Here is a 16,405-nt window from a genome sequence, read left to right on the forward strand (position 1 = left end):
AATGATGCCTAGGCTGCTCTTGATCGATGATGATCCGATAATCTCTGAAATGGTGACGCTGAACCTCGAACATGCTGGCTATCAAGTCAGTCAAGCGAGTGATGGTATCAAAGGACAAGCACTTGCCATTCAGTTGATGCCTGACATGATCATCCTTGACTTGATGCTGCCTAGAGTAGATGGGTTTACTGTCTGTCAAAGATTGCGCCGTGATGAACGGACTAAAGAAATTCCTGTAATGATGCTTACCGCGATGGGGCAAACCCAAGATAAGGTTGAGGGATTTAATGCTGGTGCAGATGACTATCTGACTAAGCCCTTTGAGCTGGAAGAGATGCTAGCGCGAGTACGTGCTTTACTGCGCCGTACAAATCGGATTATTGACACTGCTAAGCATGGTGAAATTTTAATTTTTGGTTCATTGACGCTTGTCCCTGAGCGCTTTGAGGCGATTTGGTTTAATAAAACTGTCAAGTTAACTCATTTAGAGTTTGAACTATTACATTGTTTGTTACAGCGTCATGGTCAAACAGTATCACCTAGCGAAATTCTCAAAGAAGTCTGGGGCTATGAACCCGATGATGATATCGAGACTATCCGTGTGCATATTCGCCATCTACGCACCAAGTTAGAACCAGATCCTCGCCATCCTAAATATATCAAAACCGTATATGGTGCTGGCTATTGCTTAGAGCTTCCCAAAGATGAGGATAACCATCAAGACGAAGGGGCGATCGCTGAATAAACTAAAAAGACCTTGTTTTACAAGTTCTTTTTGGCAAGAAATTATACGCAATAAGACAAAGTAAGGGCAATTCATGAATTGCCCTTACTTTTAGATACAACGAGCATCAAAAGAAACTCCACAGAGTGGAGTTTCTTTTATTGATCTCTCAAGTCACGCTTGTAAAAATTACTGATGTAGCGATCGCCATACCAATAAAAAAGAGACCCGCGCAGCAAGTCTCTTTTTTATGTACAAAGTGCCTCTTGAAAAAATTGCTGCTGTAGCGATCGCCCCACCAACAAAAAGAAATCCCACGGAGTGGGATTTCTTTTTGTTGGTGGGGCGACGCTTGTAAAAATTGCTGCTGTAGCGATCGCACTAATTATCAAGAGAGACCTCACGGAGTGGGGTCTCTCTTTTAACTTTCAAGCGACGCTTGTAAAAATTACTGCTGTAGCGATCGCTATATGCCTGAAAATAATTTAGATAGCCTGACATAACGAGTAATGATCAACAAATGAAAATTTTATTTGCGGCGGCTGAAGTTGCACCTCTTGCCAAAGTTGGTGGCATGGGCGATGTGGTGGGTGCGCTCCCGCCGATTCTCAAGAAGATGGGACATGACGTGCGGATCATCATGCCTTACTACGGCGTAATCCCAGACAAGCTCAAGGAAAACCCTGAATGGAAATGGAAAGGCTATGCCATGTTTCAGGAGTTTGATATTTTTGAAACCGTATTACCAGGTACAGATGTCCCCTTGTACTTAATGGGGCATGGATCATTTATTCCTGCTCGCGTTTACGGTGGTGAAGATGAAGATTGGCGGTTTACCATGTTTGCCAATGCCGTCGCCGAATTTGCATGGAACTATTGGAAGCCTAATATTATTCACTGTCATGACTGGCATACAGGCATGATTCCTGTGTGGATGCACCAAGTTTCTGACATTGGCACAGTATTCACGATTCATAACCTAGCTTACCAAGGTCCTTGGAAATGGTTCCTCGATAAAATTACTTGGACTCCTTGGTATATGGATGCCCATAACACGATGGCAGCAGGTATCAAGTATGCCGATCGCGTAAATACAGTATCTCCAACTTATGCTCAACAAATCTGTACACCTATCTATGGGGAAGGGCTAGAGGGCTTGCTTTCCTTCTTGAAGCCTTGGGGAATTTTAAACGGTATCGATACGGAATTAGAAAACCCTGCTACCGATACCGCCTTGGTACAAAACTACTCTGTTGAAACCCTTGACGATCGCATGGCAAATAAGATTGCTTTGCAAAAAGAACTAGGTTTAACCGTAAACCCTGCAACTTTCTTAATCGGCATGGTCGGTCGTTTAGTGGAGCAGAAAGGTATTGATTTACTGCTGCAAACCCTTGAACGTTTCCTAGCATATACAGATGCTCAGTTTGTGGTTTTGGGAACAGGCGATCGCTATTACGAATCGCAACTATGGCAAATTGCCGCCCGTTACCCAGGTCGCATGTCAGCTCAAATTTTGTTTAACATAGCGCTTTCCCATCGTGTTTATGCTGGGTCGGATGCCTTTTTGATGCCAAGTCGTTTTGAACCATGTGGACTGAGTCAATTGATCGCAATGCGCTATGGTTGTGTGCCAATTGTCCGTCGTACTGGTGGACTGGTGGATACGGTGTCTTTTCATGATCCAATTGGTCAGACAGGTACAGGCTTTAGTTTTGATCGTTATGAGCCTTTGGATATGTACACCTGCATGGTACGTGCGTGGGAAAGCTATCGCTATACCGATGCATGGCGCTTGTTACAACAACGCGGTATGAACAATGACTTCAGTTGGCAAACATCCGCCGAGAAGTATGTGCAACTATATCGCTCGATTCCTGGTTTAGATAAAGCCTAGATAAATAGGGGGGCGCTTAGCGCCCCCCCTATTTATCTAGGCTTGCAAATCTCTCAAAGCCCTGTGAGAATTACATCTAATTAAATTTAATCGCTCTTTCAGGCTACCTAATCAATGCGTCAGTTTCCTACTATTCTTATTCCTCCAGAAGTGCAGCGCATTGCTCAGTCTAAGCCTGTTGCACCCAAGCTAAGTATGACCTTGCCAAGGTTACCTTCCAATCAACAGCCCACGCCGATTCAAATTCAAGAAGCGATCGCCTTGAGCTTTGGTTTGATTGTCCTAGTAGCAATAGTAACCGCCGTCGCCAAAGAGTTAGGAATAATGATGTTGATCGTGGGAACGGTCGCAATTGTCTTGAGAATTAGATATCAGTTTCTCACTTACAAAAAACGATATCAAAACCATCAAAATCATCTGCAAAACTATTTCGCAAAGCTAGAAGCTTATTCCCGCGAAGAGGTTAGTTATCAGCAACAATTAGCGATCGCCCATGCGCCTGAACGTATCCTTGAGTTTCGCCATCAGCAATTTCAGAAGTTCTTTGCTAAGATTCCAACCGTCGAAAATGCGATCGCCCTAACCAAAAGTAGTAATCCTACGGATCGTGATCAATCGGCTATTTATGGTTTTGGAAAGACCCTTCAACAGTATTTATCGGGAACTCTCTATCAAGGTGTCAAGATTTATATACCTAGCATTGATCATGATTGGGTTCCTGCTTTGACCTATATCGATCCTGCGTTGAATGTACATATTGCGATCGAGATTATTGCAGATTCAGAAAGTGCGGCAAATCTAATGCAAAAGGATCTTAGCGATCGCTTTTTAGTAGATTCAGGCTGGATCATGATCAAGTTCTCGCAAAAGCAAATCTTGCAAAACTCAGTCCAATGTTGCAAGGAATTTGCCAAATTACTCGATCGCTTAAGTCTTGATCCATCTGTCTTACCCAACTTTGAGTCTATTCCTGATTTAGTCCCTACCAGAAGCAATTGAGGGATTTGCTGAGCTGTGGGGGCAAAATCCTAAAATTGGATTTATAGTCAGAATTGCTACAGCGATCGCGGGTTAATAGGGTTTATTGTTGGCAAATGCTAAGATCAGCGACTATACGAATTCACGAAAGTGTTGCCACACTTGTGTGAATCAAAAAACAAATCCAGTAAGGGTTCTTAAATTAAGAAATAGCGTAGCCATTCTTAATTTGGTATTACAAGCTGATAAATCTTCGTTTTGTAGGTTTTATGTGAGGGTCTTGCCCGTGAATGCTGCTGAACAAGCTAGAAATGTCGAAGTAGCGACCAAAATCGCCACGATTGTCAATTTGTTTAAAGCTATTTACCCTGCTGCACGCTCTGATTTGAAACCTTGGCTAAATAATTCCGATACACGCAGATTACTCGATCCAGACTCGATTGATGTCGGCTTTCATTTCCCAGGGGTAAGCTGGCGGCTCAAGGTTCGCAGCATTCTCTTCCAAATTCGACTATATGAAGATCCTGTGGATGGAGATTTGCGAGCGATCGGGATCGAAGCAAGTGGACATGACTATAAAGGCGAATGCTGGCGCTTCTCGACAGTAGATAACTGGCAGTTTTTTGGCGATAAGATGCCAATGGAAGATGGAATTGAAAACCTACGCGAGTTTAGTCGCCAAACTCTAGAAGTATTTAATCGTAAATAATGTGAGTGTATATAGCGTTTATCAGTCTAGTGAAGTACGGGTTTGTTTCCCCGCCTTCGGCGGGGAAACAAACCTATGTACCTCGTTTGCTTGAAAAGCGCTATATAGGCTTTTCAAAGTTGCTGGGGGTAGCTGACGACGTTTCTCTTCGGAGGTAGATATAGCTAAACCCAAGTAGTGAGAGGCGGCGCGAAGCGCCGCCTCTCACTACTTGGGTTTTGATTTGTGGCTATAGCTTTTTATGATTCGACTAATTGACGGGCAATGTACCAAGTGAGAATCCCCGTTGCGATCGCGATCGCACTTAGCGCAAAAATTACCTTCTGCAATCCAAAATAGGACTCAGCGATACCTGCTACTGATAAAGGCAAACTGAGGGCAATATTTACGGCATTATTCTGTAAGCCAAAGACTTTGCCACGTACATCTTCAGGGGTTTCTTCTTGGATCACCGTCTGCATCGGAATTACACATAAACCCGCAAAAATGCCAGTACCCGCGATCGCAATTAGTCCCAAACCAAAGCGATCGCTAAAAACCGCCAACATCCCTAAAAATACTGACATCCCAAGAGAGCCAATTAAAGAAAGCATTTGACGGCTACAGCGATCGCCCAGTTTTGCGACAATTCCTGCACCTATCGCCATCCCCAAACTTGCTACAGCTAATAAAAATCCAAACTGTTCTGATTTAATTTCAGGCATTACCTCGGCTAAACGCACAGCTAATACTGTCAAAGCGGCAATGATCGAAAAAGTGCAAATTAATTGGATCAGAGCTGATAGTGAAGTCTTCTTATGATTGAGATATTGCAAGCCTTCTTTGATGTCATTCCAAAGGTGAAAACTATCACGGTGTAAGTCTTCTTTGGTTTCACCTGTTTTCAATAAAATTAAAATAATCCCTGCGAGTAAATAACTGCCACCCACAAGGATTTCTTGACCGACATTGTGCCAGAGATGATCGGATAGGGCTAAGAGTGGTTCACCAAGGGCAAATCCTAAAATCAACGCCGCCATAATCGTGGTTGTGTAGAGAGAATTGGCTGCTAGTAATTTGGGCTTCTCCACGACAAGGGCGATCGCTGACTGTTCGGCGGGAGTAAAAAACTGCGTAAAGGTTGAGACAAGAAAAGTAATGCACAATAAACCCCAAAAGCCTGTTGGTGCGCCCCAAGGCAACACACTATTTTTAGTAACCCAGAGTAAGAGGGGAATGCTGAGAACTAAGACTCCTCGCAGAATATTGGAACTAACTAAAACTGTTTTTTTATTCCAGCGATCGATATATACCCCAGCGATCGATCCAAATAAAATCGCAGGAATGGTAAATGACACCATGACTGCGGAGACCCAACCACTAATTGTTTCGCCCTCTTGCTGAAATTGGGTAGAAACGATCGCAATCACGAGTACTAAAAAAATCTTATCGGCAATCTGCGAAAAGACCTGTCCGCTCCACAGCGATAAAAAATTAGGATTGCGAAGCACAGATTTAGAATCGGTAGGTAAATCTGGTGTTTCTAGGGTTTCGCCATTTAAGATTTCGCCATTGCCATTATTAATGTGAAGATCTGCGTGATGATGATCGGGTGGTTCTGGCAGATTGGGTGTAGGTGGATCGAATAAATGGGTCATATATTAAAAAAACAGGTGTCAATCAGAGCCGAAGACTGGATTGGTCTATCAAAATGATACTGTGCATAGGCTCGTAACAATCTTTCAACTGCAAGCCAATCTGTTGTATGCGTTTCTAAAATATTATCTGCTAAATCAGTCTGTGCAAGTTCTTGCATAGCAAGAAGTTCAGATGCATTGAGGTAGTGACTAATGCGATTATACATAGCATCACTAATGCTTAGCTCAGGGCGATCGCCGTTCGGATTACCGTCATTCGCAAGATCGGTTATTTCGAGATTGATGACTCCGCCGCCAACTATGCTAAATCCTGCTTTCCATTTTGGCTGGTGGCGATTGGCAACCACTGGGCTTTGGCTAATGCAGCAACTATGCACTTGTGGCGCAAATCCTGCGATCGCCAATAGGTGATAGATCCCATGATTCAAATGAGCCAAAACATTTTGATTTTCAGCTTCCTGAATACGATTTAGATGCTCGATTAGTACTAAAAAAAGTTCTTCCTGTGGTTGAGCGGATAATGCTTGCATGAGGGCAAGTTCTGACAAATATTGAGCTGCCGTGAGCTTAGCTAGAGTTTTACCTAAACCGACAAAAGACTGTAACACTTCCGCATTTTTAATCCGATCCATATTGCGTCCTGCGGAAATCTGCAAATCATTAACCACAAATAAGCCCGATCGCCCTGCCATTGGTGAGCGATGTTTTCTCGCTCCTGCGGCTACGGCTCTGATCAATCCATGCTCCTTGGTGAGGATCGTCAGCAGGCGATCGTTTTCACCTAAGGGCATACCCTTAAGATTGATTCCTGTGGCGCGATATTCTTTAGGCAATTTAAGACTCTTGGATAGGTAAATGGACTAAAATAGCGATCGTCAATTGTTTTTTAGCAAATAAGCTACTTTAAACCTTTCTATTGCCACAATGAATCCTGCCAATCGCGATTTGAGTTCGGTTTTAAGCCGAATTACTAATAAGTTACAACAAGATCAAGTTGTTAGTGACACCCTACAAAAGCTTAGGGAACAGCTTAATGTTGATCGCGTGGTTTTGTATTACTTCTACACGCAATGGAAGGGACAAGTAACCTTTGAGGCAATCAGCGATCATAGATACTCGATCATTGGTTCAACGGGGGCTGATGATTGTTTCAATTTAGAATATGCAGCGCTTTATTTGGCGGGACGTATCCATGCTATTGATGATATTGAGCAGGCTCCTATCAGTGATTGTCATCGAGATTTTTTGCGGGAGATGCAAGTGCGATCGAATTTAGTTGCACCTGTATTAACTAATGAAAAATTATGGGGGTTAGTAGTTGCTCATCATTGTCAGGATTGTAAGATCTGGCAAAACTCAGATATTGACTCAATCTGCCAACATTCTAATTATTTGGCTTCTGCTTCTTCAATTAATGCTTCACAAGCTAACTAAACCCCTCACCCCTAGCCCCTCTCCCGCAGGAGAGGGGAACAAGAAAATAATAAATAGTTTTTTCTCCCCTTCTCCTGCGGGAGAAGGGGTTGGGGGATGAGGGCAGCTTTTCTTTCGGCGTAAGCCGTGCTAAAAAATCTAGTTCTTTACTTTACTGCGAAGCCCTTATTTTTTTCTAGAACGAATCGATAGGCTTGAAATCCTGTAAAGTTTGCTCTCTTCTCCGAATTAGGAAGCGCACTGGCTACATGCTCAAAGGGAGATAGATGAGCTGGCTTAGAAGTTAAAAGGCGATCGTGCAGTTTCACATCATCGGTGAGGCTCCGCACCCCATCGTGATTGAGGTAACTAACCCTCGCACAGCGTCCTACCGCTACTTTGACCAATTCATTAATATCGCTAATTTCATCAATATCTTCTTGTTTAATTAATGGTAAGTGCCATTCACCTGCGCCTAGTTGTTGGGGTTGACTAGCATCATAGGCAGCTTTCATCTTATGAGCTAAGGATTGAATTTCAGGCTGTGCATCAGGATGACAGCGCTGTTCAAAAAAGTTTTGATATTCGGTTCCTGAACAAATTACCGTAATTGTGGAAAAGGGTTCCAAAAGTCGGTTGACTACTTGTTTGTGAATACCAATATGCACTAGTTGCTTAGCGTGATGGATAGCGTCATTTTTAGCTGATTTCCATACCTCCGCCGCCGCTTGCATCTCATCTTCTGTAACTTCGGTTTGCGCCGACATTCCCTTTTGGTTTTTCCCCCAATGTAATGGATAGACTTCTTGGCTCTCGACAAGTTTGATCATTTTCTCAACGGGAATAGCGCGACTGCTGCTGCTATTTTTGCTGAGCATTCGATGGGTCATGAATTCTGAGTGAATCATGCGATGGTAAGTTAACACAAAAGTCGTTAGGCGATCGCCTGTTAAGTTAACGCTATCAGCGATGATGGCGGCTTGGGGTTGAAACATGATGCTTGATTCTTAATTCGTATAGTACCAATCCACAAAAGTGTCGTTACACTTTTGTGGATTAAAAACCAAACCCCGTAAGGGTTTTAGAGGCATAAAATGGCTATACCATTTTATGCCTCGGTATAAGATTGTAGTCTAGTATTCTCCAGTCTGCATCAAGCCCCAAAAGATAAGTGGCAGCGCAAAGCGCCGCCACTTATCTTTTGTCCCAAGCAAAACTTACATTGCTATAGCAGTCCTATATCATTTGTGTTCTTTTGTTTGTGGAAGGACACCCCGTCGGGGTGTCCTTCCACAAACCATTTAGGATTGCTATATTTGCTCAAGTTTTTGGCGAAATATTCTTTGTTACATTTTGTATCGTAATTAATCAATTCTATCATCTCATTCAATAAATCAATCACGCCACTGTCACAGTAAGCTTCCAAGGATAAATACAAAGTTTAGTCAGTAGCTTCATTTCATATTTAAAGACAATTTAATTGAAACATAAAGATTACAAAGTCTTTAATTTTATTTATCTCTTAACACAAGTTATTTGTATCACTACAAATAATATTTAATTTCTGAAAGTATATTGAAAACTTATACCTTTGGGCGGACGAATAAAATTTGCTAATAGTGCATACTAAGCCTGTTAGGAAATAAAGCATAAATTAAATTTGTTTTTATGCTAACCAAATAATTCATTAATACAAACAAGGTCATTAATTATGAGTTTACAAGAAAGAGCTAAGGCTGCTGCCAAAAATATTGAAGGCAAGGTTGAAGAAGCTGTTGGTAATATCACTGGCGATCCTGAAAGACAGGCTTCAGGGCAAGCAAAGCAAGTTGAAGCTGAAGTTAGAAATGTATCTGAAGATGTCAAAGACAAAGCTAAAGATGTTGCCAATATTGTCCAAGAAAAGGCTAAAGATGTTGCTGATGCTGTAAAGGCTAAGGCTAGAGATGCTAAGAATGCTATTGACTAAAATTTAATTATCTAAATAAATAGTCTTAAAGAATTTGATGGTTTAATCCAAATAAACTATCAAAAAACTAAATTTAACTTTCAATATCTAGAAATAAATTTAGCCTTTACAAGCTTTTTTTAGCTAATAAAATTTTAGCCTTCCAATTTTTTAAAGGTTAATCAGAGAATGAAAATGATTTCACGATTTTATCGAGCATTAATGACTATTGGTTTAGTTTCTTTCTTCTCATTCGCCTTAGTTTTAGGACTTGCGGTTGAGAATAGTTCCGCAGCACAGTCATTCAATCAGATAGTTGATTCTTCCCATGCACCGATCGCCATAATGGAAAGAGTTAAATCAACAGCCAAAGATCTTGAAGGTAAAACTCAAGAAGCGATCGGTAATGTCACAGGTGATGCCGAAAATCAAATTATTGGTAAAGCAAAGCAAGCTGAAGCGGCTTCTCGGAAAGTGACTGAAAATATCAAGGAAGGTGTGAGGTTGCCAGAACGAGTGAAAGCAAATGTCGAAAATCTGGAAGGAAAAACCCAAGAAGCCTTTGGTAATTTGACAGGCGATCGCCAAGATCAGATTGTTGGCAAAGCCAAGCAAGTAGAGTCAAAGACTCGCAATTTGATGGAAGATGCGAAAGACAAAGTTAAAGGAATGTTGAAATAAGTTTTTTGTTGAGAAATCTGTAGGATGGAATGATATGAATTTTATTTGGTTTATTTTGATCGGCTTAGCTGCTGGTTGGCTTGCAGGGCAACTGGTAAAAGGGACTAGCTTTGGCTTAATTGGAGACATCATTGTTGGTGTCATCGGTGCATTGCTTGGTGGATTCCTATTTAGCACTTTTGGTCTATCTACGGGTGGCGGACTGCTCGGCAGTTTAATCGTTGCCACAATTGGCGCTGTTGTCCTTCTGTTTGGGCTTCGCCTGATCAAGTCAGCATAATCTTCTGCAATCTAATCGAGAACTAATTTTTGTGACGCAAGCCATAAAAATTAGTTCTATTCCGCAATGTCTAACCAATTATTAAGAGTTCTATTAAAATCATGTCTGACGAAAGAGATCAAGAAATTACTAGAAAAGTTACATCTCGTTCCAATACTCCTGCGAATGGGTACAGTGTTTCTGAAGAACGTACAACCAAAGTTAGCAATGATGGAAGTTCCAGTGCTGTAATTGTTGTTGTTTTACTTTTCTTAGCTATAGGTGGAGGCGCGATCGCCTATTTCCTTAACAATCGCCCTGCGCCAACGCCAGTCTTAATACCAAGTGCTGTTGATACTGTAAAAGAAAACAAATCCACAATTATCGAACGGAACAACACCACTATCAGAGAGGTAAGTCCTGCATCACCTCAACCAACCCCCACAGTTGAGATTAATATTCCTGCGGCAACTGTCCAGCCTCAACCTGTAGCACCAGCTCCAGCCGTAACAGTGACCGCGACTCCTACCCCAGTTGCGACTCCAAAGGCTGCAACTCCTACCCCAACGACTGCTCCCAATAATTAGTTGACAAAATAAATAGTGATGCGCGGCTTTGCCGCGCATCACTATTTATTGCAACAAGAAAGAAGCCGCGCAATGCGCGGCTTCTTTTTTTATTGGGGATTTGTTTGACTGGGAATCATCACGATCGCCCAATAGGGGACTTCATCAGCAACGACTGAGGCGATCGCTTTAATTGTTTGATTGGGCATCGTGGCGCGTTCAATATATAAAGCCCGAGAAAATAATCCTAATTCTTCTAAAACAGCTTTTACTTTTGCGAAATGTCTACCTAATTTGATAATAATCGCTGCATCGGCAACGGCTAGGCGATCGCGTAGAATATCTGCTTCTAAAGTGGCGGGCATAATACTTAATACATCATTACGGAAAGTCAGGGGCGCACCCAGCATCGCCGCACTGGCAAAAGTGGAAGATATTCCCGGAACTACTTCTGTATGAAATCTAGTCGCAAGGCGATTAAATATATACATAAATGAGCCGTAAAGCATGGGATCACCTTCACAAAGTACCGCCACATCACGACCTGCTTCTAAATGTTCCGCAATTTTTTCTGCCCCAATGTCGTAATAGGGTTGGGAAGATCGTTCCACACTAAAGGGAAGTGGCATTGGTACTTCTATTTGCTCAGGACGAATAAAATCAGCGACGATCGCCCTTGCTAAAACTTTGCCACTTTCCATTGTGGGATAGGCAATCACAGGAACGGAAGTCAAAATACGATGAGCCTTAATGGTTAATAACTCTGGATCACCAGGACCAATTCCTAAACCATAAAGACTTCCTTTTTTGACAATTACTTCTTCAACTGTGTTCATAGCTCATTCTCCATCGCTAATGCATTCAAGGCTGCGGCTGCCATTGCGCTCCCTCCGCGCCGACCATGAATAGTCAAAAAGGGAACACCACGGCTATTTTCAGCCAAAGCCGCCTTTGATTCGATCGCACCGACAAAACCAACAGGGAATCCTAGTATAACGGCTGGTTTGGGCAAACCTTGATCAAGTAGCTCTAAGAGACGAAATAGGGCTGTGGGTGCATTACCGATCGCAATGATCGATCCCTCAATATGCGATCGCCATAGTTCGATGGCGGCGGCTGATCGCGTATTGCCAATTTGTTGAGCCAGTTCTGCTACTTCAGGCTCATTCAAAGTACAAATCACAGGATTATTGGCTGGCAAACGCTTGCGGGTAACTCCATTGGCAACCATTTGCGCGTCACAGAGGATCTTTGCGCCATTTTTCAAGGCTGCCCTGCCAATTTTCACCACATCTTCAGAATAAGCAAGATCGCTGACAATATCCGTCATGCCACAGGCATGAATTAAGCGCACTGCGACTACTTCTAAGTCTGGTGGCAAGATCGATAAGTTTGCCTCGGCGCGAATGGTGGCAAAGGATTTTTGATAAATGGCGTTGCCATCACGGATATAGTCAAGCATGAAATTGATTAAGGGGATCTTAATGATAAACCGTAGCGCGGCTTTGCCGCGCTACGGTTTATATTGTGCCGCCCGCTAGGTGGGCGGTACAACAATTTAATAAGTAATTTGCAAAGTGACCGCAGCTTCGACTTTCTGCTCACCTCCTAAAATGGGGACAGAGCTAGCCGCCGCATCCTTAGCAAATGTAGCCCGTGGCTGTGAAACTGGATAGGCGATCGCCGAATCACTAATGTTAATCGTCTTAATGGTTTTTGGGGTAAAACCTAAGGCACTTAACACCGTATTTGACTGAGTTTGAGCATCTTTAATCGCATCTTGAAGCGCGAGTTGCTTGGCAGCATTTAATTCAACATCACTGGCAATAAAGCTAATCTGCTCAATTTGATTTGCCCCTGAATTCACCGCAGCATCAAGGACTGCACCCGCTTGATCGAGAGCCACCAAGAAACTGACACTAGTTTGTCCCGTGAAACCATCTTGGCGTTGGCGATTATTTTCATAGACATACTTGGGACTGAGTTGAACGCTGGTAGTCTGCAACTTCTCGACATTTAACTGTTGTAAGCGCGAAACGATGCTATTAGCTTGACGAGCAACTTCTTCTTGAACAGCGATCGCGGTTTTTCCTTCCACATTTACTCCTAACTGAATACGAGCCTTAGTGGTTTTGACGGAGCGCTCACCGCGTCCTGTAACCGTGATAACCCGCTCATTTTTGACTTCAGAATATTTTGCGGAAGTTTCTTGCGCTTTGGCGGCAGGGGCGATCGCCGCCACCGAGGGAATACAAAAAGCAAGACTGAGAACGAATGTAGTTAAGTGACGCATATGATTAAATCCTTACGAACCTTTATTTCATGATATTTTTATTTCTTCTGTTTTGAAGATATCACCTGAATTAAATAGGATTCAGCACGGTTTCATTTTCAGCAACGACAATATGCTAGGTTCCCAATCTAAGGAGTAGTACGCGGCGAAGCCGCGTACTACTAAATCTTGATATCGCGGCGGGTAATCCGCCCATTGGGAGCGTCAATATAGCGCGGCAACGTACTTTGATCGACAACTTTCAGCGTATCCATATCGTAAGTTGTGTAAATCGTTTCGGAAGTTTCCAACTTAATATCGATTACAGTCACAGTGCGATTTGGGGCTAGATCGCCACTTAGTAAGCGCCGAGGTCCGTCGCCCAATACTCCCGTGTGTAGCAGTTCCAACTTGCCCTTGTGAGCAGGATAGTAAGCGTGATGATGTCCACTGATGTAGGTATGCACATTATATTTTTCTAACAAGGATCTTAGGCGATCGGCTTCATTCAAATAATTTCCACCTGTTTCTCTGCCCCTAGCAACGGCATAAAGTGGTAAATGCCCGATCGCCATCCTTAGTTTTGCCTTCTGGGCAACTTCACTAGCCAGACTTTTTTCGACCCATTGCAATTGTTCTGTGGGAATCGTGGCGGTGGAAGCATCCCAAACTAAACAAAAAATATCATCCTGCTGGAAAGTGTAGTAAAAGGGAAATTCTGCGCGATCAACAAAGTTTAAATTTGGATTATGTTTAGGATCGTTCCAATATTTCTTGGCAGCATTGCGATCGCGTTCAAAGGAGAACTTGCCATTGTAAACAGAACCAGATCCATCATGATTGCCAATTGTAAAACCAAATGGCAGTTTCGCCTTGCGAATAGGTGCACCAATATACTTCTCAAAGCCTTGCCACATCGCTGCAATTTCACCATCGTTCAGATCATTGCTTTGTCCAGCCACCATATCTCCACCACATAAAACTAGGTCAGGTTCCCAATCTGGTAGAAAGGCGATCGCCTGTTTAACCTGATCAATATAATCCGTGGAACCATAGGCACTATTGAGGTCACTAATCACCACAATTCGCATGTCACCTCGCGTAGGTGCATATAAACCTTTAGGAGCAGGATTAGACGATCGCTTGACAGCTACTGTAGATTTGGCTGGTTTGGGATTATTGGTTATGGGGGCTTGGGGATCTGGAGGGGAGTTCGCTTCAGGCTGACGGCTCAAGATTCCTGAAAAAGCAGCACCGCCTAAGCCGCCACCAATTGCCAATCCGCCTAATATCAATAACTGCCGCCGTTTGATTGCCATAGGAAAAATTATCTAATCGATCTGATTGCTGCAATATTTTATAGCGTTTATCGCGATCGCCTAATTGTCGTTTATCGAGATAGCCACGCGATCGCTTCTTTAATCCAAGCTTCGATATCTTGAGTTTTGGCAAGAATCGGTAAACTAGCGATCGCATTGAGGGCATTGCTAATTTCTGCGGGTGTATAACCTAACGCTAACAAAGTCATTTCTAACTCTTCTTGTAGAGCCACACTTAAAGTGTTTCCGAGCGATCGCGTTGCCCCAACTTGAGCTAAGCGACCGTCAGCAAGTTTGGTTTTGAGTTCTAGGGCAAGTCTCTCAGCCGTTTTTGTGCCGACTCCGGGGGTTAAACTCAATACTCTTGTGTTACCTGAAACGATCGCCTTAACGAGATCTTGAATTCCTAAACTGTTTAACAAAGCCAAACCAACTTGAGTGCCAATACCTGAAACGCTAATTAATTGGCGAAATAGCTCACGCTCAGCAAGAGTAGGAAAACCAAACAAGGTCATTTGATCTTCACGGACGATGAGATGCGTAAATATTTGCGTCTCTTCTCCCACGAGCGGCAACTTATTCGCAGTGCTAGCCGTGATTTGGATATCGTAACCTACACCCTGAACATCAAGGGTGAGCCAATAGGAAGGCGTATTTTTTCGAGAACTATCCGATGCTTTACAAGCCGCGATCGCACCACGCAGGAAACCAATCATCGGCGTGGTAAAGGAGGAAACTGAGGAAGTTGTACAGCAGCCAGAGAAGTCACTGCTTTACGTGGATTAGCATTAGCGATCGCTAGCTGAGTATCTTCTTCTCTTCCTTCGTTAACAGGACTATTTGCATTGCCATACAGAGCCTGCATAAACTTGGGCATAGCAACAGTAGAAGCCATTGTTGAGTTGGTTACAGCAGAGCTTGAAGAAATTAGAGAACTAGCTGATTCGTCGGTGGTCGTATTTTGACCTATAGCAGCGATCGCCTGTTGATCGGGCTGTTTCTCAATGCGCCAATTAACTATAGATTGTTCCTTTGACTCCGCAACTACCTGTAATGCTGATAAGTTAGGGGCGATCGGCGAACCTTGCGAAGCTTTATGTGGTCTCACAATCAAAGGCGAAATTGCTTGCGTCTTAGCAGGTATGGATAACTGGACAGGTTCCTCGAATTCAAGCGATTGTGATTCTGAAATAAATGGCTTCAGTTCTTGAGGTGACTCTAGTTCAATTGGTTGAGGTGCAGGTACGATTTTGACTACATTCTGCATGGGAGAATCATGGCTCGCCTCAACGGGAGTAATCTTTTCGTCAGCAAGTTTGGCGATCGACCAAGACTCTAAAGCCGAAAGTGCCATGTCATTAAGAGCCATGTCATTAGGTGCAGGTGTCGAGGTGTCGAGACAGCGTTCGAGGGCTGCTTTGAGTTGTGAGGTGTGATGTTGTTGACGCTTGAGGCGATCGCGCAATTCATCACAATTAGTATGCACATCTTGCAACTCGTTTTCCAGTTGGTCGATACGTGATTGCAGGGTTTGGGTGAGGGTTTCCTGTCTTTGGATGACTAACTGCGACAGTTGCAGTTGCTCCTGGGCTTGACGCAACAAAATTTGCGCTTGCTGACTACGCTCATTGCAAAACTGTAGCTCTTGCTCTAAGACTTGTCTTGGCAAGGCGTTAAACAGAGTGGTTGGCTCACCGATTACATTCGGAGATACACTCTGAAGCGGGGCTTGCGGCTCTGGCATTGATGGACTAATGCTCTCTTGTGATGATGAATCGCCAAATCCTGCCTGACTCATGACTTACCCTTCACACCAAGAATTTTACCTAGTGTCAAATCTTAGCTCAAAAATTTGTTTTTTGTATCATTAATTTTCATGAATTGAAAAATATTCATAACAATTACGACAATACTGATCAAAACTGATCCCAAAAGAGACATTTTCTGCCATTTGCCTCGTGCGAAGCACGAGGCAGACGGCTATATATAGCAAGCCGTCGAT

General features: G+C 43.1%; 18 protein-coding genes. 9 read left to right on the plus strand and 9 right to left on the minus strand.

Features of this window, described 5'->3' with window-relative positions:
• The first annotated feature begins 4 nt into the window (after positions 1 to 4).
• The 4 genes from H6G05_RS08860 to H6G05_RS08875 all read left to right on the plus strand — a co-directional run bounded on the left by H6G05_RS08860 (position 5) and on the right by H6G05_RS08875 (position 4,308).
• Positions 5 to 745: a response regulator transcription factor gene (locus tag H6G05_RS08860; RefSeq protein WP_190577860.1), complete on the plus strand. Its 741-nt coding sequence runs from the start codon at positions 5 to 7 to the stop codon at positions 743 to 745.
• 499 nt (positions 746 to 1,244) lie between these two features.
• Positions 1,245 to 2,621 carry a glycogen synthase GlgA gene (gene glgA / locus H6G05_RS08865; protein ID WP_190577826.1) on the plus strand — a complete coding sequence of 459 codons (1,377 nt, stop codon included), beginning with the start codon at positions 1,245 to 1,247 and terminating at the stop codon, positions 2,619 to 2,621.
• A 114-nt stretch (positions 2,622 to 2,735) separates the two neighbouring features.
• Positions 2,736 to 3,620 (plus strand): hypothetical protein, encoded by an 885-nt coding sequence (locus H6G05_RS08870; RefSeq protein WP_190577827.1) that lies wholly within the window; start codon positions 2,736 to 2,738, stop codon positions 3,618 to 3,620.
• A 265-nt stretch (positions 3,621 to 3,885) separates the two neighbouring features.
• Entirely contained in the window at positions 3,886 to 4,308 is a 423-nt protein-coding gene (locus tag H6G05_RS08875) for a hypothetical protein (RefSeq protein ID WP_094533305.1), read from the plus strand.
• A gap of 239 nt (positions 4,309 to 4,547) precedes the next feature.
• On the opposite strand, the gene H6G05_RS08880 is transcribed toward H6G05_RS08875, so the two are convergent.
• On the minus strand, positions 4,548 to 5,945 hold the full coding sequence (locus tag H6G05_RS08880; RefSeq protein ID WP_190577828.1) for an MFS transporter: 1,398 nt from the start codon (positions 5,943 to 5,945) through the stop codon (positions 4,548 to 4,550).
• The gene (gene recO / locus H6G05_RS08885) at positions 5,942 to 6,778 is read right to left on the minus strand and encodes a DNA repair protein RecO (RefSeq protein ID WP_190577829.1); all 837 of its coding nucleotides are present in this window, start codon (positions 6,776 to 6,778) and stop codon (positions 5,942 to 5,944) included. Before recO ends, H6G05_RS08880 begins: the two co-directional genes overlap by 4 nt.
• A gap of 91 nt (positions 6,779 to 6,869) precedes the next feature.
• On the opposite strand from recO, the gene H6G05_RS08890 reads away from it, so the two are divergent.
• On the plus strand, positions 6,870 to 7,379 hold the full coding sequence (locus H6G05_RS08890; RefSeq protein WP_190577830.1) for a GAF domain-containing protein: 510 nt from the start codon (positions 6,870 to 6,872) through the stop codon (positions 7,377 to 7,379).
• A gap of 146 nt (positions 7,380 to 7,525) precedes the next feature.
• Here H6G05_RS08890 and H6G05_RS08895 read toward each other — a convergent pair whose 3' ends face one another.
• Positions 7,526 to 8,353 (minus strand): FAD-dependent thymidylate synthase, encoded by an 828-nt coding sequence (locus H6G05_RS08895; protein WP_190577831.1) that lies wholly within the window; start codon positions 8,351 to 8,353, stop codon positions 7,526 to 7,528.
• Between the two features lie 716 nt (positions 8,354 to 9,069).
• Between H6G05_RS08895 and H6G05_RS08900 the strand changes: the two genes are divergently transcribed.
• The 4 genes from H6G05_RS08900 (at position 9,070) to H6G05_RS08915 (ending at position 10,833) form a co-directional block, all read left to right on the plus strand.
• The gene (locus H6G05_RS08900; protein ID WP_190577832.1) at positions 9,070 to 9,327 is read left to right on the plus strand and encodes a CsbD family protein; all 258 of its coding nucleotides are present in this window, start codon (positions 9,070 to 9,072) and stop codon (positions 9,325 to 9,327) included.
• 174 nt (positions 9,328 to 9,501) lie between these two features.
• Positions 9,502 to 9,987 carry a CsbD family protein gene (locus H6G05_RS25340; RefSeq protein WP_242025349.1) on the plus strand — a complete coding sequence of 162 codons (486 nt, stop codon included), beginning with the start codon at positions 9,502 to 9,504 and terminating at the stop codon, positions 9,985 to 9,987.
• A gap of 34 nt (positions 9,988 to 10,021) precedes the next feature.
• Positions 10,022 to 10,267, plus strand: coding sequence for a GlsB/YeaQ/YmgE family stress response membrane protein (locus tag H6G05_RS08910; RefSeq protein WP_190577833.1), 246 nt, complete (start codon positions 10,022 to 10,024; stop codon positions 10,265 to 10,267).
• A 101-nt stretch (positions 10,268 to 10,368) separates the two neighbouring features.
• Positions 10,369 to 10,833 (plus strand): flagellar basal body-associated FliL family protein, encoded by a 465-nt coding sequence (locus H6G05_RS08915; RefSeq protein WP_190577834.1) that lies wholly within the window; start codon positions 10,369 to 10,371, stop codon positions 10,831 to 10,833.
• A gap of 89 nt (positions 10,834 to 10,922) precedes the next feature.
• Here H6G05_RS08915 and cobI read toward each other — a convergent pair whose 3' ends face one another.
• From cobI to H6G05_RS08945, 6 genes are all read right to left on the minus strand, one after another.
• Positions 10,923 to 11,648: a precorrin-2 C(20)-methyltransferase gene (cobI, locus tag H6G05_RS08920; protein ID WP_199310397.1), complete on the minus strand. Its 726-nt coding sequence runs from the start codon at positions 11,646 to 11,648 to the stop codon at positions 10,923 to 10,925.
• Positions 11,645 to 12,274: a precorrin-8X methylmutase gene (locus H6G05_RS08925; protein WP_190577835.1), complete on the minus strand. Its 630-nt coding sequence runs from the start codon at positions 12,272 to 12,274 to the stop codon at positions 11,645 to 11,647. Before H6G05_RS08925 ends, cobI begins: the two co-directional genes overlap by 4 nt.
• A gap of 96 nt (positions 12,275 to 12,370) precedes the next feature.
• Positions 12,371 to 13,105, minus strand: coding sequence for an SIMPL domain-containing protein (locus H6G05_RS08930; RefSeq protein ID WP_190577836.1), 735 nt, complete (start codon positions 13,103 to 13,105; stop codon positions 12,371 to 12,373).
• Between the two features lie 161 nt (positions 13,106 to 13,266).
• The gene (locus H6G05_RS08935) at positions 13,267 to 14,403 is read right to left on the minus strand and encodes a metallophosphoesterase family protein (protein WP_190577837.1); all 1,137 of its coding nucleotides are present in this window, start codon (positions 14,401 to 14,403) and stop codon (positions 13,267 to 13,269) included.
• Between the two features lie 71 nt (positions 14,404 to 14,474).
• Positions 14,475 to 15,119 (minus strand): Holliday junction branch migration protein RuvA, encoded by a 645-nt coding sequence (gene ruvA, locus H6G05_RS08940; RefSeq protein ID WP_190577838.1) that lies wholly within the window; start codon positions 15,117 to 15,119, stop codon positions 14,475 to 14,477.
• A complete protein-coding gene (locus tag H6G05_RS08945) occupies positions 15,116 to 16,201 on the minus strand; it encodes a hypothetical protein (protein WP_190577839.1) in 1,086 nt (361 codons plus the stop codon). The genes ruvA and H6G05_RS08945 overlap by 4 nt, the downstream gene beginning before the upstream one ends.
• Positions 16,202 to 16,405: the final 204 nt, after the last annotated feature.

It is taken from the genome of Phormidium tenue FACHB-1050 (assembly GCF_014696925.1).
Taxonomy (GTDB): domain Bacteria; phylum Cyanobacteriota; class Cyanobacteriia; order Pseudanabaenales; family Pseudanabaenaceae; genus Pseudanabaena.

Coding starts and splice junctions, on each gene's coding strand:
- H6G05_RS08880 (WP_190577828.1), bottom strand. CDS start 5,945: ATGACCCATTTATTCGATCCACCTACACCCAATCTGCCAGAACCACCC.
- H6G05_RS08910 (WP_190577833.1), top strand. CDS start 10,022: ATGAATTTTATTTGGTTTATTTTGATCGGCTTAGCTGCTGGTTGGCTT.
- H6G05_RS08860 (WP_190577860.1), top strand. CDS start 5: ATGCCTAGGCTGCTCTTGATCGATGATGATCCGATAATCTCTGAAATG.
- H6G05_RS08945 (WP_190577839.1), bottom strand. CDS start 16,201: ATGAGTCAGGCAGGATTTGGCGATTCATCATCACAAGAGAGCATTAGT.
- H6G05_RS08900 (WP_190577832.1), top strand. CDS start 9,070: ATGAGTTTACAAGAAAGAGCTAAGGCTGCTGCCAAAAATATTGAAGGC.
- H6G05_RS08915 (WP_190577834.1), top strand. CDS start 10,369: ATGTCTGACGAAAGAGATCAAGAAATTACTAGAAAAGTTACATCTCGT.
- H6G05_RS08930 (WP_190577836.1), bottom strand. CDS start 13,105: ATGCGTCACTTAACTACATTCGTTCTCAGTCTTGCTTTTTGTATTCCC.
- H6G05_RS08935 (WP_190577837.1), bottom strand. CDS start 14,403: ATGGCAATCAAACGGCGGCAGTTATTGATATTAGGCGGATTGGCAATT.
- H6G05_RS08890 (WP_190577830.1), top strand. CDS start 6,870: ATGAATCCTGCCAATCGCGATTTGAGTTCGGTTTTAAGCCGAATTACT.
- cobI (WP_199310397.1), bottom strand. CDS start 11,648: ATGAACACAGTTGAAGAAGTAATTGTCAAAAAAGGAAGTCTTTATGGT.
- H6G05_RS08925 (WP_190577835.1), bottom strand. CDS start 12,274: ATGCTTGACTATATCCGTGATGGCAACGCCATTTATCAAAAATCCTTT.
- ruvA (WP_190577838.1), bottom strand. CDS start 15,119: ATGATTGGTTTCCTGCGTGGTGCGATCGCGGCTTGTAAAGCATCGGAT.
- glgA (WP_190577826.1), top strand. CDS start 1,245: ATGAAAATTTTATTTGCGGCGGCTGAAGTTGCACCTCTTGCCAAAGTT.
- H6G05_RS25340 (WP_242025349.1), top strand. CDS start 9,502: ATGATTTCACGATTTTATCGAGCATTAATGACTATTGGTTTAGTTTCT.
- H6G05_RS08870 (WP_190577827.1), top strand. CDS start 2,736: ATGCGTCAGTTTCCTACTATTCTTATTCCTCCAGAAGTGCAGCGCATT.
- H6G05_RS08895 (WP_190577831.1), bottom strand. CDS start 8,353: ATGTTTCAACCCCAAGCCGCCATCATCGCTGATAGCGTTAACTTAACA.